We start from the raw sequence: 16,486 nt of genomic DNA on the forward strand, positions 1-16,486 counted from the left end.
ACAAAACCTTAAAAAGCCCCGTAATTCCTTCTGTTTTTTAACCGCTTGAGCCGCCCTGTGTGCGCCGCCCCGTTGGTGTGGAGCGGGTTATAGGCGGCACATCGCTAACCGTCAACACGCAATCTCCAAAAAAACAAAACTATCTGCAAAAAACTCAACTCAAACCCAAAATCCAGATTCATATATCAACAAACACACCCAAACCTGACCAAATACATACCCAAAATCCCGCAGAAAACAGCCAATTACACCCTTACACACACCCCAATCCCTAACAAATCATCAATTTACACAGACACTGGGAAAACATTGACCCCACCGAAGAACACAAGAACAGAGCGTGTGGGCGAGCATAGAGCGTGTGGGCGAGCACAGAAGGACGTATGAGGACAAGAGAGGCCGCGCCTATATAGGAGAGATCGCGATAGGGTGACGCAAACACCGCAAACCAACGTTGAGCGCTTTTGCGTGGGTTTGTGAAACTTTGCGCGGAACGCGCGTATTCCAACGTGGCTATGTAACCAATCAGCCAAAACCAGCAGCACAAGCCGAAACCAGCACGCTCCATGCCCTACGCATAATGAGCAGCCTCTCAACCGAACTTATGCCCCACCAACCAAAATCTATCCCCGCATGCCCAAGACATATCCCCGCCTCACAGCATGCAGTATCAGCGCCAACCGCTGCTCACTGAACCGAGCCTGCATCAAAAACAAACGCCCTCCACGCTTTGACTGAAGGATGAAAGTCTTCCCGCCTCAATCCCTCAATTTGCACCAATACCAAAAGCCAGATCAATCTTAGGTATCGGGTCCTCACCACTAAAGACCCAAGGAGAACATTACGGGAATAGACCATGATCACATCCAACTTCATAGTCAGAACAGACCCAAGGTCGACTGGCCCATTAAGGCCATGCTCTTTGAAAACTAAATATCGCCCAAGCCAACACCTAGGCAGTCACCATGCCGTCCGCACCCGGTGAGCGACCTTGGTTTGAAGAGAAAGCCGTCTTTGCTATTGCAGAAACTGTTCAAGAAGGTATCGTCCCTCAAAGCGCCAACGAGACAAGCGACCAGTGTGCCCCATAACCAATAATCCCATGCAATGGGCAATCGCGCTAGCAGTCCACTCCATCGCTTTATCACCAACGGTTTGCTCATCTGACTTTTCAATCAAAGAAACGACTTCACCCAGCTGTCGATTTAAGACTTTATCTAAGTCATGCCCGAGACCCGTGGGCTTTAAGCCATTAAATAGATAAAGGCCCAAAGCCAGATCGTCTGGGCGTGCATGGTAAAAGTCATAAAAAGCAAGAACTGCCGAGCTTGCACGCTTTTCAGCAACCTCACACCGCTCTATCGCCGTGATCACATCTTCATGGAGCTTAATAAGTGCTGTTTGCAAAACTGCGTGGTAGAGCTCTTCCTTTCCATGAAAATAGGGGTAAATTGCTCCGGTCGTGCACCCAGCTTCACGCGCAATTGAGCGCATAGAAGCCCCCTCTAGCCCATCCTTTGCGAAGACATCGCGGGCAGCTGTTACGATCAACGAACGACGCGTCTCTCGTAATAAATGTGCCCGCTTCTGCCTTGCATCACCTTCATGGTCTTTTTGCTTTTGGTCGTTGGGCATAGGTCCTCATATTAAAGCGGTGCATTCATTGAACGATTAGCTGTCCAATCAAATGTACCTTGATCTCGCTCTCGCACTGCCTGCTTCCATGAAACGTCCTCAGCGCGTTGCTTGAAGTTCATACCCTCTGGGCTATGACGGGTTATACCATCAAAAAGCGTCGCGATCATTTGTGTCTGATGAAGCCCCATTGACTCAATCGCCTGGTTGATCATCAGCTTTTGCATCATCAATTGGTTCACGGGAATTCCAGCCATCCGCTCAGCAAGCCTCTCAACTTCGGCATCAAGATGCTCCGAAGGTACTGCTTTGTGAATTAAGCCAATTCGTTCTGCTTCATTGCCATCAATCTTATCACCGGTTAGCAACATACGTTTGGCCCGCTCTGCACCAAGGCGGTAAACCCACATTGCTGTGGTAGGGCACCCCCACACACGAACGGGCATATAGCCAATATGGGCATCCTCAGCCATGACAATTAGATCTGAGCACAAGGCTATATCTGAACCACCAGCAACTGCATGCCCATGTACTTTCGCAATCACAGGCCTGTAACTGCGCCACAGGGACATAAACAAATCGGTATTCTGCTTCATGAAGGCATAGTCCTTCATAGGATCCCAAGGCATCTCCTGAACCCCAGGATTACTCCCTTCAGTTTCAGCATAAGCCATCAGATCGTAGCCAGCGCAAAACGCAGGTCCGTTGCCACCTAATACAATAACATGAACACCTTCATCAGAATTGGCCTTTGCAACACACGCAGCCAGTTCATGCGGAATATCCATATCAATCGCATTCATCACGTCTGGTCTGTTCAGCGTAATGCGCGCAATCCGACCATCTTTCTCATAAAGTACCTTTGACATAACCCCTCCCAAATAACAGCGAGCTATAAATATAACAATGTTATATTAAAGAGAAACTAGCCATTAGGTTCAACTTCCAATGTGCATTTTTTTAATCCAGCGAAAAGCGCTGCCCTCTGGAGCACCAAAAATCTCGCACTTTTAACTATAATTCCAGAAGGAGCTTGGCCCCTTCCTCCTTTGCGCGCGAGCAACACAAGACCATAGTGTTTTCCTTCTCAACACCGCTCAGCACAAAATCACGATGCTCTACCTCCGCCCCCTGATACTTAGCAGTACAAACACCGCAAATACCATCAGAGCATTTGGTCGGAACAAAGATACCGTTGTTACTCAGCACATCCACAACGCTCTTATCCTCAGGCACTTCCAAGCAGGTGCCAGTGGAGGCGAGTTTCACAAAGAAACTGGTGTTAACGTAGTCTCCTTGATCAGGAATTGAGAAATACTCTTTGTGCAGGCTCTCATTGACCCAGCCATTTGCTGTTGCAGCTGCCAACACCCCATCCATAAAAGCATCAGGGCCGCAGGTGTATACCTGACAGCCAACTTCATACTCCATCAAGATCGATTTCAAGTCCGCTCGAGAGCCCTCGCTTGAACAATGGATGAATGCATTTTCCGCCCAAGGAGCGCCAAGAATTTCATCGATGAACCCCGCTTTATTACGGTGACGGAAGCAATAATGCAGTTCAAATGGTTTCGCGAGCGCATGCAGCCTGTGCGCCATGGCAAGCATAGGCGTCACACCAATCCCTCCACCAAAAAGGAGAGTTTTTTTTGCCTCTTCTATTAAAGGGAAATGATTGAGCGGCTTAGATATGAAAACGCGGCGCCCTTCATGAAAAATTCGATGCATCAGGGCTGAGCCACCCTTACCTTCTGTTTCTTCCAGCACACCAATAACATACTTGCTATCGTCAGCAGGATTGCCCGCAAGTGAATACTGCCGCAAGAATTCAGGCGCAATCACCACATCTATGTGCGCACCAGCCTCAAACACAGGCAACGGGGCCCCATCGTCTCGTACAAATTCATAGCGCGTCACCCCTTCAGCCTCTATTTTTACCTTAGAGAGGCGAACAGCTAAGACCGGAGAGGAGCTCGCATTAACCTCATAACGAGGCGCAAAATCATTCGACCAGGCTGCAAGCCTCGCCTTGTAGTCCTTTGCGGAAATCATTGCTTGATAGGCTTTGATACCCGCCTCTCTGTCCATCATATATGGAAAGGGCCAAGGATGAGGAGCAAGGTTGGCTGGATAGACCGCGAGCGTCTGGTTCTCATAGTTGAGATCCAGGTCCAACTGTAACTCGCGTGCATTGGTCTGCTCGGCTTGCACATAGTTGCCATTGCCACTAGCAACCAAATCCCACCACCATTTCTTCACCGGGTTAATTGACCCGTTGCCCAACTTGTCATCAAGCTTGGCAAGAATTTTGGCGGAAGCAGGCACTTTCATCGCAGTCCAGCGGAAAGGCGCCTCGCTAAACAGACCTTCAAGATTCCATGGGCAGGTTTTCATACAGCGGCCACACAACGAACCTGCTGGCTGGGAAACACGGTAACGGGCACACTTTTCAGAGTCCGACTTCCAGATTTCATAGCCATTAAACATACGTTTTGGCCCGGCTGTTATTGCACCGGACGGGCACTCACGTGCACATTTATTGCAGCTTTCACAAAACCTCTGCAGCCCGAAATCTATCGGCTTGTCATAGGTAAAAGGCATATCTGTTGTGATCACACCAGACTTCAGCCGCGGCCCGAGGTATGGGTTCAAAATAACCTCACCAATCCGGCTCACTTCGCCGAGACCAGAAAGTAAAAGAAGCGGAGGCTGCAAAACTTCACCATCGACAACAGAATGGCAGCGCGCGGGATACCCAAGTCGCCTGATTTGCTCAGCAACAATACCACCAAGGATAGAGGCTCGAAGATACGCCCGCATGGACTGAGCGCCAGAGATCCAATCATCCCCACTGGCACCTTCCATGGTCTCGTGTCCCTGATCCACAAGAATAGAGATCGCGTTTTTATGGTATGGTACTATTGGTTCCCCGCGTGCATCATGAGAATAGTAGGCATAGTCCGGGCAACGCGACAATCCAACTGCATCCGCACCAAGAAAATAAAGCGCAGACTTTATGTTTGCAGCATTTTTGTCCAAATCCATAGTACTCGAAGAAACCTTTGCCGCAGCGTCTCCATCCTGCAGCAGGATCAGCGCCGCAAGCGCACGGCGGGCGCAATACCCCATTGGGTTCTTAGCCAAATATCCGCCATTCTTGGCAGCTTCCTGCATCGGCCTGCCCATATCTCCGAACAAAGCACGCGCAAACATATCTGTCCGTTTGGGGACACGCGGAACACGTGGCTCATCAATAAAACTAGTCGTTTCCTCAACCCGCTTGATTTTCTCAAACGGAAAAGCGCCCATATGGAAATCTCGGTTCTCATATGGTTTGCGATTAAAAGCGTTTTTGAATGTCCCCACCCCCAGTTGCCACGCCGGCCCATGTGAGCTCCAGATATCCATCAAATTGCGAGGGGCAAGTGGCTGGTCGGGTTCCAACTCAAGCGTTGTCGTGATCGCAGCCAGCGTAAAGTTCCGCCCAATATAAGGGTTTGAAACACTCACTTCGCCAGCACCATTCAAGACCTCCACCAAACCAGCAGAAACAGCAAGCCGGTTCAGGTCGATATCTGCACTACTTGCCGTGTGTGCACGCGCCTCAACACCTAACAAGCGCAAATAGTTGGCCAGAACAACCGCCACCTCAGCAGCCCGAATTGCTGAACGCTGTTCACACGTCCCTGCAATCCAATCACCACCCGGCTCTTCTTCTCTTGGCTCGCGAGGGTGCTCCATCAGCACCACAAGTGCAGAGCCATGGTGATGGATCGGGCCGGGTGTAGCCGCTGCACTATCACGCACATCTGCCATGGTCACATCAATACCGGCGGCCAAGGTCTTGGGCTGAAATACTTGCAAATCCTCAGCCAACTTATCAAGGTCGGGATTTCGCAAAGGCTCATCAAGAAAGTGATCGGGAACGAGTTCGCATGTCCCGGCAATTGACGCATCAAAGAAGTACGCCGCAGCTTTAAGGTGGTTCGCCCGCTCCTGTGGATCACTAGGAATCTCCGAGCGCTGGCTGTTATGTGCTCCGTCACGAATAGCATCCATGATGGCGCTAAACGACGCCATAGAGTTACTCAGAACCTCGGGGGTTTCTGCGTTGTAGAAGGTCGTCGGCCTGGCTCTTGGCACAGCTTCCAGCGCAACCGGCTCATACGTGCGCTTCAAACGTTCACAGGGGTATGGCCCAAGATGCACCTCTCTGTTTTTATAGGAAAACCAACGCATATGCCCCTCCCTTAGCCGGTTAGTGCAATGACGGCATTGCCTCTTCCAGCTTTTATGCGGCGTTTACAGTAGTTAAGCCCTCCCGGCCAAATCACTGCGTATTTTTGCGTATTAATTAATATGCATCGCTGAACCCATGTCAACAATCCACGCTGCGTCCGCGCATGGTTGAAAGGTAGACAAGAAGGAACTCCAGCACACATACTGCGTAGTTCAGACGCACTTTGTTGGAAGAAAATAAGCTAAGATTTATCGCGGTATCCTTGCCCCGAGATCGCTAGCAAGACGCACTAATTCGTTTTGAGAACCGACGGCGACTTCTTTCACGATACGCGCCATATGATTGCGTGCTGTGTTGTAACTCATCTCCATAGCATCTGAGGTTTCAGCTACCGTCGCTCCGCGTACAAGAAACTGAACAAATTTGGCATCTCGTAAGCTAATTCCCAGGTATTTACGAAGACTATCCAGCTCTGCCAAAGGTTGGTCAGCCGGGTCCATGATGATGCAGAGGAGAGGTTGTGGGCCTCGAACAAAAGGCAGCAGATAGGCAGGCGTCTCGGCAAAAACATCGATCGGCATAACCACAAAGAAGGGATTGGGAACGGACCCACCGCTAAAAACACGGGGCCCAAGCGGTTTGCCAGTTAACCGGCATTCACTAATGGTATCCTCTAGTAACTTGCGGCGGCAGTTATATCGCGAAGAAACCTCACCTCGCTGATCTATAAAGAAACTCTTGCTCGATTGGAAAAGAGCTTCAGCTTGCTCATTGGCGAGCGCAACGTGCAAACCTTGGTTTAAAATGAACGCTGCACTGGGCACACGATCAAGCCAAAATGATTGGGTTGTGCTGTGATCTCGCCTTTTCTCCAAGTGTAAAGCCACGGAGAACGCGCTTTGAAAATGTGGCCGTACTGCCTCCAAAGCAGCGTCCAGTTGTTCTGTGTGAGTGCTCCCAAACTCTGCGGTGACAGCAAAGGACGCCATCGCAACCTCTACACCCTGCCGGTGCAGGATAAAGCTCCGAGCGCGATCAAAGGCCCCTTGTTTTTTAAAGACTTTTTCATAAAATGCAGTATCACGAATTTCATCAGGATTGATGTAATGCTCAGTTTGAACGACCGAGCTCAAAGGTATAAATTTTGCTAGCGGCAAGAACGGGTTAATATCTTCGGCAGCAAGCATATCTGCCTTCATGTCATCGCCTGTATTTAGCAAGGTCAGGTGGTTAGAGCCAAGCGTGTTGAGTGAGATATTTTTGTAGCAAAACATGCTTTCTTGAAACGCAGATGCCATCGGCTCAAAGGCCATGCCAATATCCTCGCCAAGCGCGATATTGGCATAGAGTCGCTTTACTATCTCGTCACGCATGCCCTGCAATTACTCACCCGAATCAAATAAATAGACAATTATCCCTACGTAAATTACAGAATATTCTTCTCCATAGACAATATTTCTCAACTATTTTTCGCATACAGCACAAAAATGCGCATTCCAAACAATATGACGAGTGATAGTATTCACGTTGAATATGCCTGATCACAAGTATTGAACTAGCTGTGATGCTCTGTGTGCACCTGAGATACCTAATATTTACAAAGGACTAGAGTTAACTATATAAAAATCGTAATAATACTCTGTTTCACAAAGTTTGCGTTGATCACTTGCCCATACACATGAAGCCTAAAACATATGGCCCATTAAGCGTCACCTCCCAGGAGGCACCTCAATCGCTCCAAGTATCCAATCAATTTGGACATCAATACGCTGCAGGCTACGGGGAATCCGAGGAGTTCTCGGCACCGTCAGACCTTATCATGTCTGCACTCGGTTCGTGTATGGCGGTTTCGCTGCAGTTTGTGGCCAAGCAGAAAAAGCTCTTACTTGGCCCAATCAATATCACTGTAAAGGCTGAGAAGGCGCCAACATTTCCGCATCGCTTTGGCAGCTTTAGCTTGGAAGTCAGCCTCCCGGACATCGAAGACCGTACGAAAGCTGAGGCACTGATCAAAGCCGCCAAAGAAATTTGCACGGTCTCCAATACGTTAAATGCTGAAATACACGTGAAACTCATTTAGCCAAAACACTTGCTCACCCCATCAAGCGAGCGCTGCCCGAAACTCTGATAGAACTGCCCTTCGCCTCAGGGATTTCAGCAGTGATACTGGACGGCATGCCCATATCCTCGCCTTGTGTTATGCGAACTACACCTTGATGCGACCAGTGAATATCGCGCAAATATCCGCCAAATGCTGCAGCGGCGGCCCCGGTGGCAGGGTCTTCAAAAACGCTGGCAGACGCAAAAGCATTTCGCACATCAAACGCTTGAGCTCCTTGAACAAAAACCAGCATAATCGTTACAAGCCCTTGCACCTGCATAAACTGCCTTGCAACCTCAAGATCGTAAGACATGCCTGCAAGTTTTGCCCTGTCGTTCAGAGCAATAAGCATGTGGTCGGCCCCGCCATGAATACGAGCCGGTGGTATTTGCGGATTCAAATCGGCCTCACCAAAGCCAAACAAAGCAAGCAGCTGCTGCTTCACCTCTTCCTCCAGCTCCTCGCTTCTTGTTTCTGGAGACTGAAGGGCAGCCTGCAACTGTCCATTCTCTTGCCAGCTCTCCACGGAAATCACCGCTTCATTTAGCTCAAGCAGATGCGTCTTTCGGCCATATTTTTGAGCCAGCGCCGCTCCAAGCGCGATAGTCGCATGACCGCAAAACGGAACTTCCGTTTCTGGCGAGAAATAACGCACCCGGTACCCTCTATTTTCAGCGAGTGGCGCGGCAAATACCGTCTCAGAATACCCAAGGTCTGCCGCAATAGATTGCATTTGCACGTCAGACGGCATGGCATCCCCCACAAGGACGCCAGCGGGATTACCGCCCTCGCCTCCGTGAGAAAAAGCCGAGATATGTTGAAGTGCCGAAAGATCTACCTGCATAATTACCTCCAGTGGTCAGAACTGAAAGAATAGCCAGCAGCTGCACCATGCTATATATAAAAAGAAAGGTATTTTGCACAAAAAACCTCATAATATGAAGCAGGAGATATAAAGTGCCTAAAGATACAAAGTATCTCGATGAAACCGGCTGCAAAATCCTGTCGATTCTGGATCGCGATGGCCGCATCTCCATCAGCGAACTCGCCAGCCGCATCGGTCTTTCCGCACCCAGCACGGCAGAACGCGTCCGAAAACTGGAACAAGACGACATCATCACGGGCTTCACAGTCGAGATAAGCCCAAAAGCACTGGGCTATATTTTGGAGGCAATCGTACGCGTCAAACCAAGCCCCGGAAATCTACATGTGGTTGAGCAGCTCATTTTAAACGAACCTCGCTTCACCTCTTGCGATAAAGTCACCGGTGAAGACTGCTTTGTCACGCGCATCTATTTAAGAGACGTCAGCGAGCTTGATGACCTGCTAGACCCCCTCCACGAAAAAGCAATGACCAACACCTCCGTAGTGAAGGCTTCCCCGATCAGGAACCGGATGGTTCCACTGGGGTAAAGCTAACTATTTTCTTCGCGCCTTCGCTTCTAACTTCTGGTTAAACAGAAAACCAAATATAAAGGTCAGGAAACCAGATAGCACGGCCAAAACACGTTCAACAGCTTTGTCGAGTTGATCAAAAGAAGTGTTTTCTGCCGGTACTCCACTCGAATGCACCCAAATCCAAAACACACAAACAATACAGATCATGAGGACTAGAAAGCCAGCTATTAAGATTGCGGCGTTTTTCGTTGCATGATCTTCAATATGCTCTCCATACATTGCCCGGGACACTGGTTCTCTTGATTTCTCGCGTTGAGACAGTCCCACCAGGCCGCGGGCAAAATCATCTTCGGCATGAAACGTGTCAGCAGCAATGTCTGACATGAGCAACTCCCAAGCTAAAGCCCTGCTTCTTTCCGAATTTTTAAGACGAGATCATAGGCACGGTCTTCATCATACCCAGCCCTTATAAGGTGAGATATTGCAACTTCATCCGCATATCCCGCCCCAGACAACACAAGCTGAACAGCATCTTTAATGACATCCGCCTTACGTCTTTCAATGCCATGCTTTTTAGCCAACTCAGCAACTTGAAAGCGATCGAATATCCCCCCTCGCCTAGGTTGCCGTGGAAAGTCGGGCTCATTAAGCAGATCCCCATGCTCAATGTACTCTCTTACCAGAGTAGCCATCTCATCCCCTTCTCACATCAGGAACTCATCAATCATGCTTTGCGCATCACACTCCTAGCGCAAAGCTTGCAGCACTATGAAAAGTCCCGCAACCGCATGATATAAGGAGGAATATATGAGAGATCGAAACCTTTTAAATTGTCGGCATTGACATCCAGTCAACCATGGACTGGTCCATTAACCTCTGGGGCGTTTTAGATGCGACCCCAATGGGCGCTACTCTTTGGCTTTAAAAGCTCAGCTTATTCTCAGTACCACAAAGCAGTCTGCCGATATTGGTGCGGTGTTTGGAAACCACGATGAACGCCATAACCAGCGCAAAAATTTGGAAGTACAGTGTGTGCCCAAATACCGGTATGAAGGACAGGCCAACAAACAGCAGGGCGGCGCAGATTGAGCCCAGAGAAACAAAACTGGTCGCTGCAACAATGAGGACAAAAGACCCAAAACAGCTTAGTGCGATAATCGGGTCCAGCATAAACAGCACTGCAGCAGAGGTTAAATCACCCTTACCACCCCTAAACCCGAAAAAGACCGGCCAGTTGTGACCAACAATTGCTCCTGCCCCAGCTGCAAGCATACTCACACTATCTACCGCAGCACCTGAACTGGCATAAACGCCGAGATACAAGCCGATCAAACAAGCAACGACGCCTTTCAGGATATCACCGACAAGCACAAACAACGCCGCAGATTTGCCAAGCACACGCAATGTGTTGGTCAGCCCAGCAGATTTACTACCAAACTCTCGTATGTCCTTGCCATAGGCTTTCCCCACCAGTATCGCGCTACTGATACTGCCCAGCAGGTAACCTGCGCCGAGAGCCGCAAATACCTTAATCAGATCAATCACAAAAACGCTCCCTCACCCTACAACGCCCTGCAGCACCAGTTTCTGGTGCACTTCGATAATTTCATCGATACTAAGGCGTCCATCAGAGCGATACCAGAAGCAAACACCAGTCAACATTGCGATGATGGCATATGCGGCAACCTCAAGGTCCACTTGCGGAAATACACCAGCCTTGACCCCTTCCGCTAAAATCGCACGTAAGTTGGCTTCGTAATGGCTACGCTTGGTCACCACATCTGCACGATAGTCATCGCCCAGAGCACGAAGCTCAAGGTTTGCAATAATAACATCGGCTCGGCGCTCAATATGGTAGCGAATGTGGAAGGCAACAAATGCGCGGAGGCGCGAAACAGGGTCTTCGTCTTCGTCTTCGTCTTCGCCTTTGCCCTCTACCTTGTTCCAGCTTTCAAGCAGGCTCAACATATGCTGGTTCATCAGCGCCTGAAGCAAAGCATCCTTGCTCTCAAAATAGCGATAGATGGAACCTGGCTGCAATCCAACCTCGGCCGCCAATTGGCGCAGGGTCATCGCGCTAAATCCCTTTGTTTCAATCAGGCTTTTAGCAGCTTCAAAGATTGCTTTTTGCGTATCCGCGCCCACCGATCCTTTGGTTCGTGCCACTTTTTTTTAACAACCTCGTCACTTTGCAGGGCTTCGTAAGCCCTAAGGGTTATTGCATACTAAGGGAGCGCCTGCTATTAATCAAACGAACGTTCGTTTAATTATCTCATTGATCCACTGGGAAGCCAGAACTGGCGTGGACCAATGAGACCCGGTAGCAGGAGGAAGCACCGTGTTTAATGCCGTGATGAGTTTTGGTCTTGGTGAAGATATTGATGCCCTTCGCGAAACAATCAGCCGTTGGGCACAAGACAAGCTAGCGCCCCGCGCCGCTGAGATCGACGAGAAGAATGAGTTCCCCAACGAGCTTTGGAAAGAGATGGGTGAACTCGGCCTACTCGGCATGACAGCAGACCCGGAATACGGCGGAACCGGCATGGGCTACCTCGCCCACGTTGTTGCGGTTGAGGAAATCTCCCGTGCATCTGCCTCCGTTGGCCTGTCTTACGGCGCGCACTCCAATTTATGTGTGAACCAGATCAACCGTCACGGCACACCAGAACAGAAAACAAAATACCTGCCAAAGCTGTGCTCTGGCGAGCATGTCGGCTCCCTTGCCATGTCCGAGCCGGGCGCAGGATCTGACGTTGTTTCCATGAAACTGCGCGCTGAAAAGCGCAATGACTGCTATGTACTCAACGGCAACAAAATGTGGATCACAAACGGTCCGGATGCCAACACACTGGTCGTTTACGCAAAAACAGACCCTGAGGCCGGGCCAAAAGGCATGACAGCCTTTATCATCGAAAAAGGCATGAATGGCTTCTCAACTGCACAAAAGCTCGACAAGCTTGGCATGCGCGGCTCCAATACCTGTGAGCTGGTTTTTGAAGACTGTGAAGTCCCTTACGAGAATATTCTGGGCGAAGAAGGCCGCGGCGTAAACGTGCTGATGTCCGGCTTGGATTACGAGCGTGTTGTCCTCTCCGGCGGTCCTTTGGGCATCATGGCAGCAGCTATGGATGTCGTTGTGCCTTACATCCACGAGCGCAAACAGTTTGGCAAAGCCATCGGCGAGTTTCAGCTGATGCAGGGCAAAATCGCAGACATGTACACCCTCATGAACGCGTCGCGCTCTTATGTGTATGCTGTTGCAGCAGCATGTGACAGAGGCGAAACCACTCGTAAAGATTCCGCTGGCTGTATTTTGTACTCTGCAGAAAACGCAACCAAACTTGCGCTGGAAGCAATTCAGTCTCTGGGTGGCAATGGTTATATCAACGATTACCCGACAGGCCGCCTCCTTCGCGATGCAAAGCTCTATGAAATTGGTGCAGGCACCTCAGAAATCCGCCGTATGCTCATTGGTCGTGAACTCTTCGTGGAAACAGCATAATGGCTACCTTAAAGTCACAGATCCCAACCGGATCTGAAAGCTTCAAGCACAACCGCGAGCAGCACCTGCAAGCGATGGGTTTGGTGCGTGATGCCAGCGAGCTTGCCTTGATGGGCGGCGGCGAAGGCCCACGCGAACGCCATATAGCGCGCGGTAAAATTCTGCCGCGCGAGCGTGTTGCACGCCTTATTGATCCAGGCTCCCCGTTCCTTGAGGTTGGCCAGTTCGCAGCACACTCCATGTATGACGGTGCGTCTCCATCCGCCGGTATTGTCACCGGTGTTGGGCGCGTCAACGGCATTGAATGCATGATCGTCGCCAACGACGCCACGGTAAAAGGCGGCACCTACTACCCGCTCACCGTGAAAAAGCATCTGCGCGCCCAAGAAATCGCAATGGAGAACAATCTCCCTTGCATCTATCTCGTGGATTCTGGCGGGGCCAACCTGCCGCAGCAAGATGAAGTATTCCCAGATCGCGACCACTTTGGCCGCATCTTCTTTAACCAGGCCAACATGTCTGCACGCGGCATTCCGCAAATCGCGGTTGTCATGGGCTCTTGTACCGCAGGCGGTGCATACGTTCCTGCCATGTGCGATGAAACCATCATCGTGAAAGAGCAAGGCACAATTTTCCTCGCCGGTCCTCCACTGGTGAAAGCCGCCACGGGCGAAGTTGTTTCTGCTGAAGATCTGGGTGGAGGGGATGTTCATACCCGCCTCTCAGGTGTAGCAGACCACTTGGCCCGTGATGACGCCCATGCACTGGCATTGGCGCGTCAGGCCGTGTCCAACCTCAACCGCCGCAAGCCAGATCAGGTCAAACTGCAAACACCGGAAGATCCGCTGTATGATCCTGAGGAAATCCTCGGCGTTGTCCCTACGGACCTCAAAACACCATATGACGTGCGCGAAGTCATTGCCCGCGTGGTGGATGGCTCCCGCTTTGATGAATTCAAGGCACGTTACGGAACGACACTTGTCACCGGCTTCGCCCATATCCACGGTATGCCAGTGGGCATCATCGCCAATAACGGCATTTTGTTCTCAGAAGCAGCCCTCAAAGGCGCGCATTTTGTCGAGCTGTGCTGTCAGCGTAAGATACCGCTGGTCTTCCTGCAAAACATCACCGGCTTCATGGTCGGTCAGAAGTACGAAGCAGGCGGCATCGCCAAAGACGGCGCAAAACTCGTCACCGCAGTGGCATGTGCAAAGGTTCCCAAAATCACCATGCTCATCGGCGGCAGCTTCGGTGCAGGCAACTATGGCATGTGTGGCCGCGCCTACTCTCCCCGCATGCTCTGGACCTGGCCAAACTCCCGCATCTCCGTAATGGGTGGCCCGCAGGCTGCTGGCGTTCTGGCAACTGTACGCCGTGATGGAATCGAGCGTAAAGGCGGTGAGTGGTCAACACAGGATGAGGCAGCCTTTAAACAACCGATCATTGATCAGTTTGAAGAACAAGGGCACCCACTCTACGCCTCTGCACGCCTTTGGGATGATGGCATTGTCGACCCACGTAAAACCCGCGATGTTCTGGGCCTCTCCCTCGCAGCAACCCTCAACGCACCAATCGAAGACACGCCGTTCGGCGTCTTCCGCATGTAAGGGGATTGGATATGTTTAGAAAAATCCTCATTGCAAACCGCGGTGAAATCGCGTGCCGCATTGCCAAGTCAGCCAAAGCGTTGGGCATAAAGGTTGTTGCTGTCTACTCAGACGCCGACCGCGATGCCCGCCACGTACAAATGGCTGACGAAGCCTACCGCCTTGGCCCGCCACCTGTTGCTGAAAGTTACCTCAACGTGGATGCCCTGCTGAAAGCTGCAAAACACAGCGGTGCAGACGCAATTCACCCTGGCTATGGCTTTCTCTCAGAGAACCCTGAGTTTGTGGAAGCTGTCGAAGCTGCTGGCCTTGTCTTCATCGGCCCTCCAGCAGACGCAATCCGCGCTATGGGTCTGAAAGATGCTGCCAAAGCCCTGATGGAAAAGTCAGGCGTTCCTGTTGTTCCAGGTTATCACGGCGCAAATCAGGACGCTGAGTTCCTTAAAGCAGAATCCGATAAGATCGGCTACCCGGTTCTCATCAAAGCCCGTGCAGGCGGCGGTGGTAAAGGCATGCGCCGTGTTGATGCCCCGGCTGACTTCGTCGAAGCGCTGGAAGGTGCCCAGCGTGAGGGCCAGTCCAGCTTTGGCGACCCACGCGTTCTCATCGAAAAATACATCCTGTCACCACGTCATATCGAAGTGCAGGTCTTCTGCGATGGTCATGGCAATGCCGTGCACCTGTTCGAGCGAGACTGTTCCTTGCAGCGCCGTCACCAGAAAGTCATCGAGGAAGCTCCTGCCCCTGGCATGACTGAGGAAATGCGCGCTGCCATGGGCAACGCCGCAGTCAAAGCCGCGCAAGCAGTTGGTTATGAAGGTGCAGGCACGGTTGAGTTCATCGTCGATGGCTCTGATGGCCTTCGCGCTGATCGGTTCTGGTTCATGGAAATGAACACGCGCCTACAGGTGGAACACCCGGTCACCGAGGCCATCACGGGGCAAGATCTCGTTAACTGGCAGTTTTCTGTTGCAGCAGGTGGAAGCTTGCCCAAAGCGCAAAGCGATCTGTCCATCAACGGTCACTCTTTTGAAGCCCGCATTTATGCAGAGGATGCAGAAGCAGGCTTCCTGCCAGCAACCGGAACGCTGAAGGAACTCAAACTCCCTTCCCGCTTTGCTCGGGTCGATAGTGGGATACGCGCTGGCGACACCATCACCCCGTTCTATGACCCGATGATCGCAAAGGTCATCACCCATGGTGAAACCCGCGAGGCTGCATTGGCCAAGCTGGCCCTTGCCTTGGAAAAGTCTCAGGCTGTCGGCTGCACCACCAACATCACTTTCCTGCATAAGCTGGCAACACATGCCGGGTTCATGAAAGGGGAGATGGACACAGGGCTGATCGACCGCGAACTGGAAAAGCTGACGACAGCCCCAACACCCACAAACCATGCGCTTGCTTTGGCAGCTCTCATCGAGCTCGGCTTTGCCGATGCTCCAGCAGAAACGGCTAGTCCCTGGGATACACTCACTGGCTGGCGTCAATGGAGTGCAGCAAAGCAATTTGCCCATCTCAGCTGGCGTGGAGAGCCCACAGAAGTGTCTGCTGGCCGTCATCACGATGGTAGCCTTACGGTCTCCATTGAAGGCACCTCCTTTGATCTTCGCATTCTGAGCAACAAAGGTCAGCATTTGCGAATCGATATTGACGGAACCGTAATCACAACTGACTTTTTCCAGAGCGACACCTCCCTCACCCTGTTTATGGGCGAGAACACATGGCACTTTGATCTGCCTGATCATTTGGCGGAGGAAAGTCACGAAGGTGTAAGCGGAAATGCGATTAGCTCTCCAATGCCGGGTCAGGTACGCGCCGTAAACTGCGCGGCCGGTGATACAGTAAAAGAAGGTGAAACCCTCATCGTAACCGAAGCGATGAAAATGGAGCACTCTCTCACTGCACCGCGCGACGGTATCGTGGCAGAAGTGATGGCAAAAGCCGGTGATCAGGTGGAAGAAGGTGCTATCTTGCTGACTCTGGAAGAAGAGGACGCCTAACCC

At 51.2% G+C, this 16,486-nt stretch carries 14 protein-coding genes; 5 read left to right on the plus strand and 9 right to left on the minus strand.

The genetic code is table 11. The annotated features are described in order from the left end of the window. Positions 1-1,017 precede the first annotated feature (1,017 nt). From BMZ51_RS18700 to BMZ51_RS18715, 4 genes are all read right to left on the minus strand, one after another. On the minus strand, positions 1,018-1,635 hold the full coding sequence (locus BMZ51_RS18700; RefSeq protein WP_068010769.1) for a TetR/AcrR family transcriptional regulator: 618 nt from the start codon (positions 1,633-1,635) through the stop codon (positions 1,018-1,020). Between the two features lie 11 nt (positions 1,636-1,646). Further along, positions 1,647-2,504 carry a crotonase/enoyl-CoA hydratase family protein gene (locus tag BMZ51_RS18705; RefSeq protein WP_068010770.1) on the minus strand — a complete coding sequence of 286 codons (858 nt, stop codon included), beginning with the start codon at positions 2,502-2,504 and terminating at the stop codon, positions 1,647-1,649. A 145-nt stretch (positions 2,505-2,649) separates the two neighbouring features. Continuing rightward, positions 2,650-5,874 (minus strand): 2Fe-2S iron-sulfur cluster-binding protein, encoded by a 3,225-nt coding sequence (locus BMZ51_RS18710; RefSeq protein WP_068010772.1) that lies wholly within the window; start codon positions 5,872-5,874, stop codon positions 2,650-2,652. A 249-nt stretch (positions 5,875-6,123) separates the two neighbouring features. After that, positions 6,124-7,248 (minus strand): helix-turn-helix transcriptional regulator, encoded by a 1,125-nt coding sequence (locus BMZ51_RS18715; RefSeq protein WP_208979575.1) that lies wholly within the window; start codon positions 7,246-7,248, stop codon positions 6,124-6,126. Between the two features lie 305 nt (positions 7,249-7,553). Here BMZ51_RS18715 and BMZ51_RS24635 point away from each other — a divergent pair, with 305 nt between their 5' ends. Then, the gene (locus BMZ51_RS24635; RefSeq protein WP_275078229.1) at positions 7,554-7,955 is read left to right on the plus strand and encodes an OsmC family protein; all 402 of its coding nucleotides are present in this window, start codon (positions 7,554-7,556) and stop codon (positions 7,953-7,955) included. A gap of 13 nt (positions 7,956-7,968) precedes the next feature. On the opposite strand, the gene BMZ51_RS18725 is transcribed toward BMZ51_RS24635, so the two are convergent. Then, the gene (locus BMZ51_RS18725) at positions 7,969-8,820 is read right to left on the minus strand and encodes a PhzF family phenazine biosynthesis protein (RefSeq protein ID WP_068010778.1); all 852 of its coding nucleotides are present in this window, start codon (positions 8,818-8,820) and stop codon (positions 7,969-7,971) included. Positions 8,821-8,933: 113 nt separating this feature from the next. On the opposite strand from BMZ51_RS18725, the gene BMZ51_RS18730 reads away from it, so the two are divergent. Further along, positions 8,934-9,389 (plus strand): Lrp/AsnC family transcriptional regulator, encoded by a 456-nt coding sequence (locus BMZ51_RS18730; protein ID WP_068010780.1) that lies wholly within the window; start codon positions 8,934-8,936, stop codon positions 9,387-9,389. A gap of 6 nt (positions 9,390-9,395) precedes the next feature. Here the strand turns inward: BMZ51_RS18730 and BMZ51_RS18735 are convergent, their stop codons facing one another. The 4 genes from BMZ51_RS18735 to BMZ51_RS18750 all read right to left on the minus strand — a co-directional run bounded on the left by BMZ51_RS18735 (position 9,396) and on the right by BMZ51_RS18750 (position 11,540). After that, positions 9,396-9,758, minus strand: a complete 363-nt coding sequence (locus tag BMZ51_RS18735) for a hypothetical protein (protein WP_068010782.1) — start codon at positions 9,756-9,758, stop codon at positions 9,396-9,398. A 14-nt stretch (positions 9,759-9,772) separates the two neighbouring features. Continuing rightward, on the minus strand, positions 9,773-10,066 hold the full coding sequence (locus BMZ51_RS18740; protein WP_068010783.1) for a hypothetical protein: 294 nt from the start codon (positions 10,064-10,066) through the stop codon (positions 9,773-9,775). A gap of 229 nt (positions 10,067-10,295) precedes the next feature. Next, the gene (plsY, locus tag BMZ51_RS18745) at positions 10,296-10,919 is read right to left on the minus strand and encodes a glycerol-3-phosphate 1-O-acyltransferase PlsY (RefSeq protein WP_068010785.1); all 624 of its coding nucleotides are present in this window, start codon (positions 10,917-10,919) and stop codon (positions 10,296-10,298) included. A 12-nt stretch (positions 10,920-10,931) separates the two neighbouring features. Then, complete coding sequence (locus tag BMZ51_RS18750; RefSeq protein ID WP_068010787.1) at positions 10,932-11,540, minus strand: TetR/AcrR family transcriptional regulator; 609 nt, start codon at positions 11,538-11,540, stop codon at positions 10,932-10,934. Positions 11,541-11,727: 187 nt separating this feature from the next. Between BMZ51_RS18750 and BMZ51_RS18755 the strand changes: the two genes are divergently transcribed. From BMZ51_RS18755 to BMZ51_RS18765, 3 genes are read left to right on the plus strand one after another with little or no spacing between them, the layout of a single operon-like run. Next, on the plus strand, positions 11,728-12,876 hold the full coding sequence (locus BMZ51_RS18755; RefSeq protein WP_175485048.1) for an isovaleryl-CoA dehydrogenase: 1,149 nt from the start codon (positions 11,728-11,730) through the stop codon (positions 12,874-12,876). After that, positions 12,876-14,483, plus strand: a complete 1,608-nt coding sequence (locus BMZ51_RS18760; RefSeq protein WP_068010791.1) for a carboxyl transferase domain-containing protein — start codon at positions 12,876-12,878, stop codon at positions 14,481-14,483. The genes BMZ51_RS18755 and BMZ51_RS18760 overlap by 1 nt, the downstream gene beginning before the upstream one ends. A gap of 11 nt (positions 14,484-14,494) precedes the next feature. Then, positions 14,495-16,483, plus strand: a complete 1,989-nt coding sequence (locus BMZ51_RS18765; protein ID WP_068010793.1) for an acetyl/propionyl/methylcrotonyl-CoA carboxylase subunit alpha — start codon at positions 14,495-14,497, stop codon at positions 16,481-16,483. Positions 16,484-16,486 lie beyond the last annotated feature (3 nt).

The organism is Pseudovibrio axinellae (assembly GCF_900110875.1).
Taxonomy (GTDB): Bacteria; Pseudomonadota; Alphaproteobacteria; order Rhizobiales; family Stappiaceae; genus Pseudovibrio; species Pseudovibrio axinellae.

Coding starts and splice junctions, on each gene's coding strand:
- BMZ51_RS18700 (WP_068010769.1), bottom strand. CDS start 1,635: ATGCCCAACGACCAAAAGCAAAAAGACCATGAAGGTGATGCAAGGCAG.
- BMZ51_RS18705 (WP_068010770.1), bottom strand. CDS start 2,504: ATGTCAAAGGTACTTTATGAGAAAGATGGTCGGATTGCGCGCATTACG.
- BMZ51_RS18710 (WP_068010772.1), bottom strand. CDS start 5,874: ATGCGTTGGTTTTCCTATAAAAACAGAGAGGTGCATCTTGGGCCATAC.
- BMZ51_RS18715 (WP_208979575.1), bottom strand. CDS start 7,248: ATGCGTGACGAGATAGTAAAGCGACTCTATGCCAATATCGCGCTTGGC.
- BMZ51_RS24635 (WP_275078229.1), top strand. CDS start 7,554: ATGAAGCCTAAAACATATGGCCCATTAAGCGTCACCTCCCAGGAGGCA.
- BMZ51_RS18725 (WP_068010778.1), bottom strand. CDS start 8,820: ATGCAGGTAGATCTTTCGGCACTTCAACATATCTCGGCTTTTTCTCAC.
- BMZ51_RS18735 (WP_068010782.1), bottom strand. CDS start 9,758: ATGTCAGACATTGCTGCTGACACGTTTCATGCCGAAGATGATTTTGCC.
- BMZ51_RS18740 (WP_068010783.1), bottom strand. CDS start 10,066: ATGGCTACTCTGGTAAGAGAGTACATTGAGCATGGGGATCTGCTTAAT.
- BMZ51_RS18755 (WP_175485048.1), top strand. CDS start 11,728: ATGAGTTTTGGTCTTGGTGAAGATATTGATGCCCTTCGCGAAACAATC.
- BMZ51_RS18760 (WP_068010791.1), top strand. CDS start 12,876: ATGGCTACCTTAAAGTCACAGATCCCAACCGGATCTGAAAGCTTCAAG.
- BMZ51_RS18765 (WP_068010793.1), top strand. CDS start 14,495: ATGTTTAGAAAAATCCTCATTGCAAACCGCGGTGAAATCGCGTGCCGC.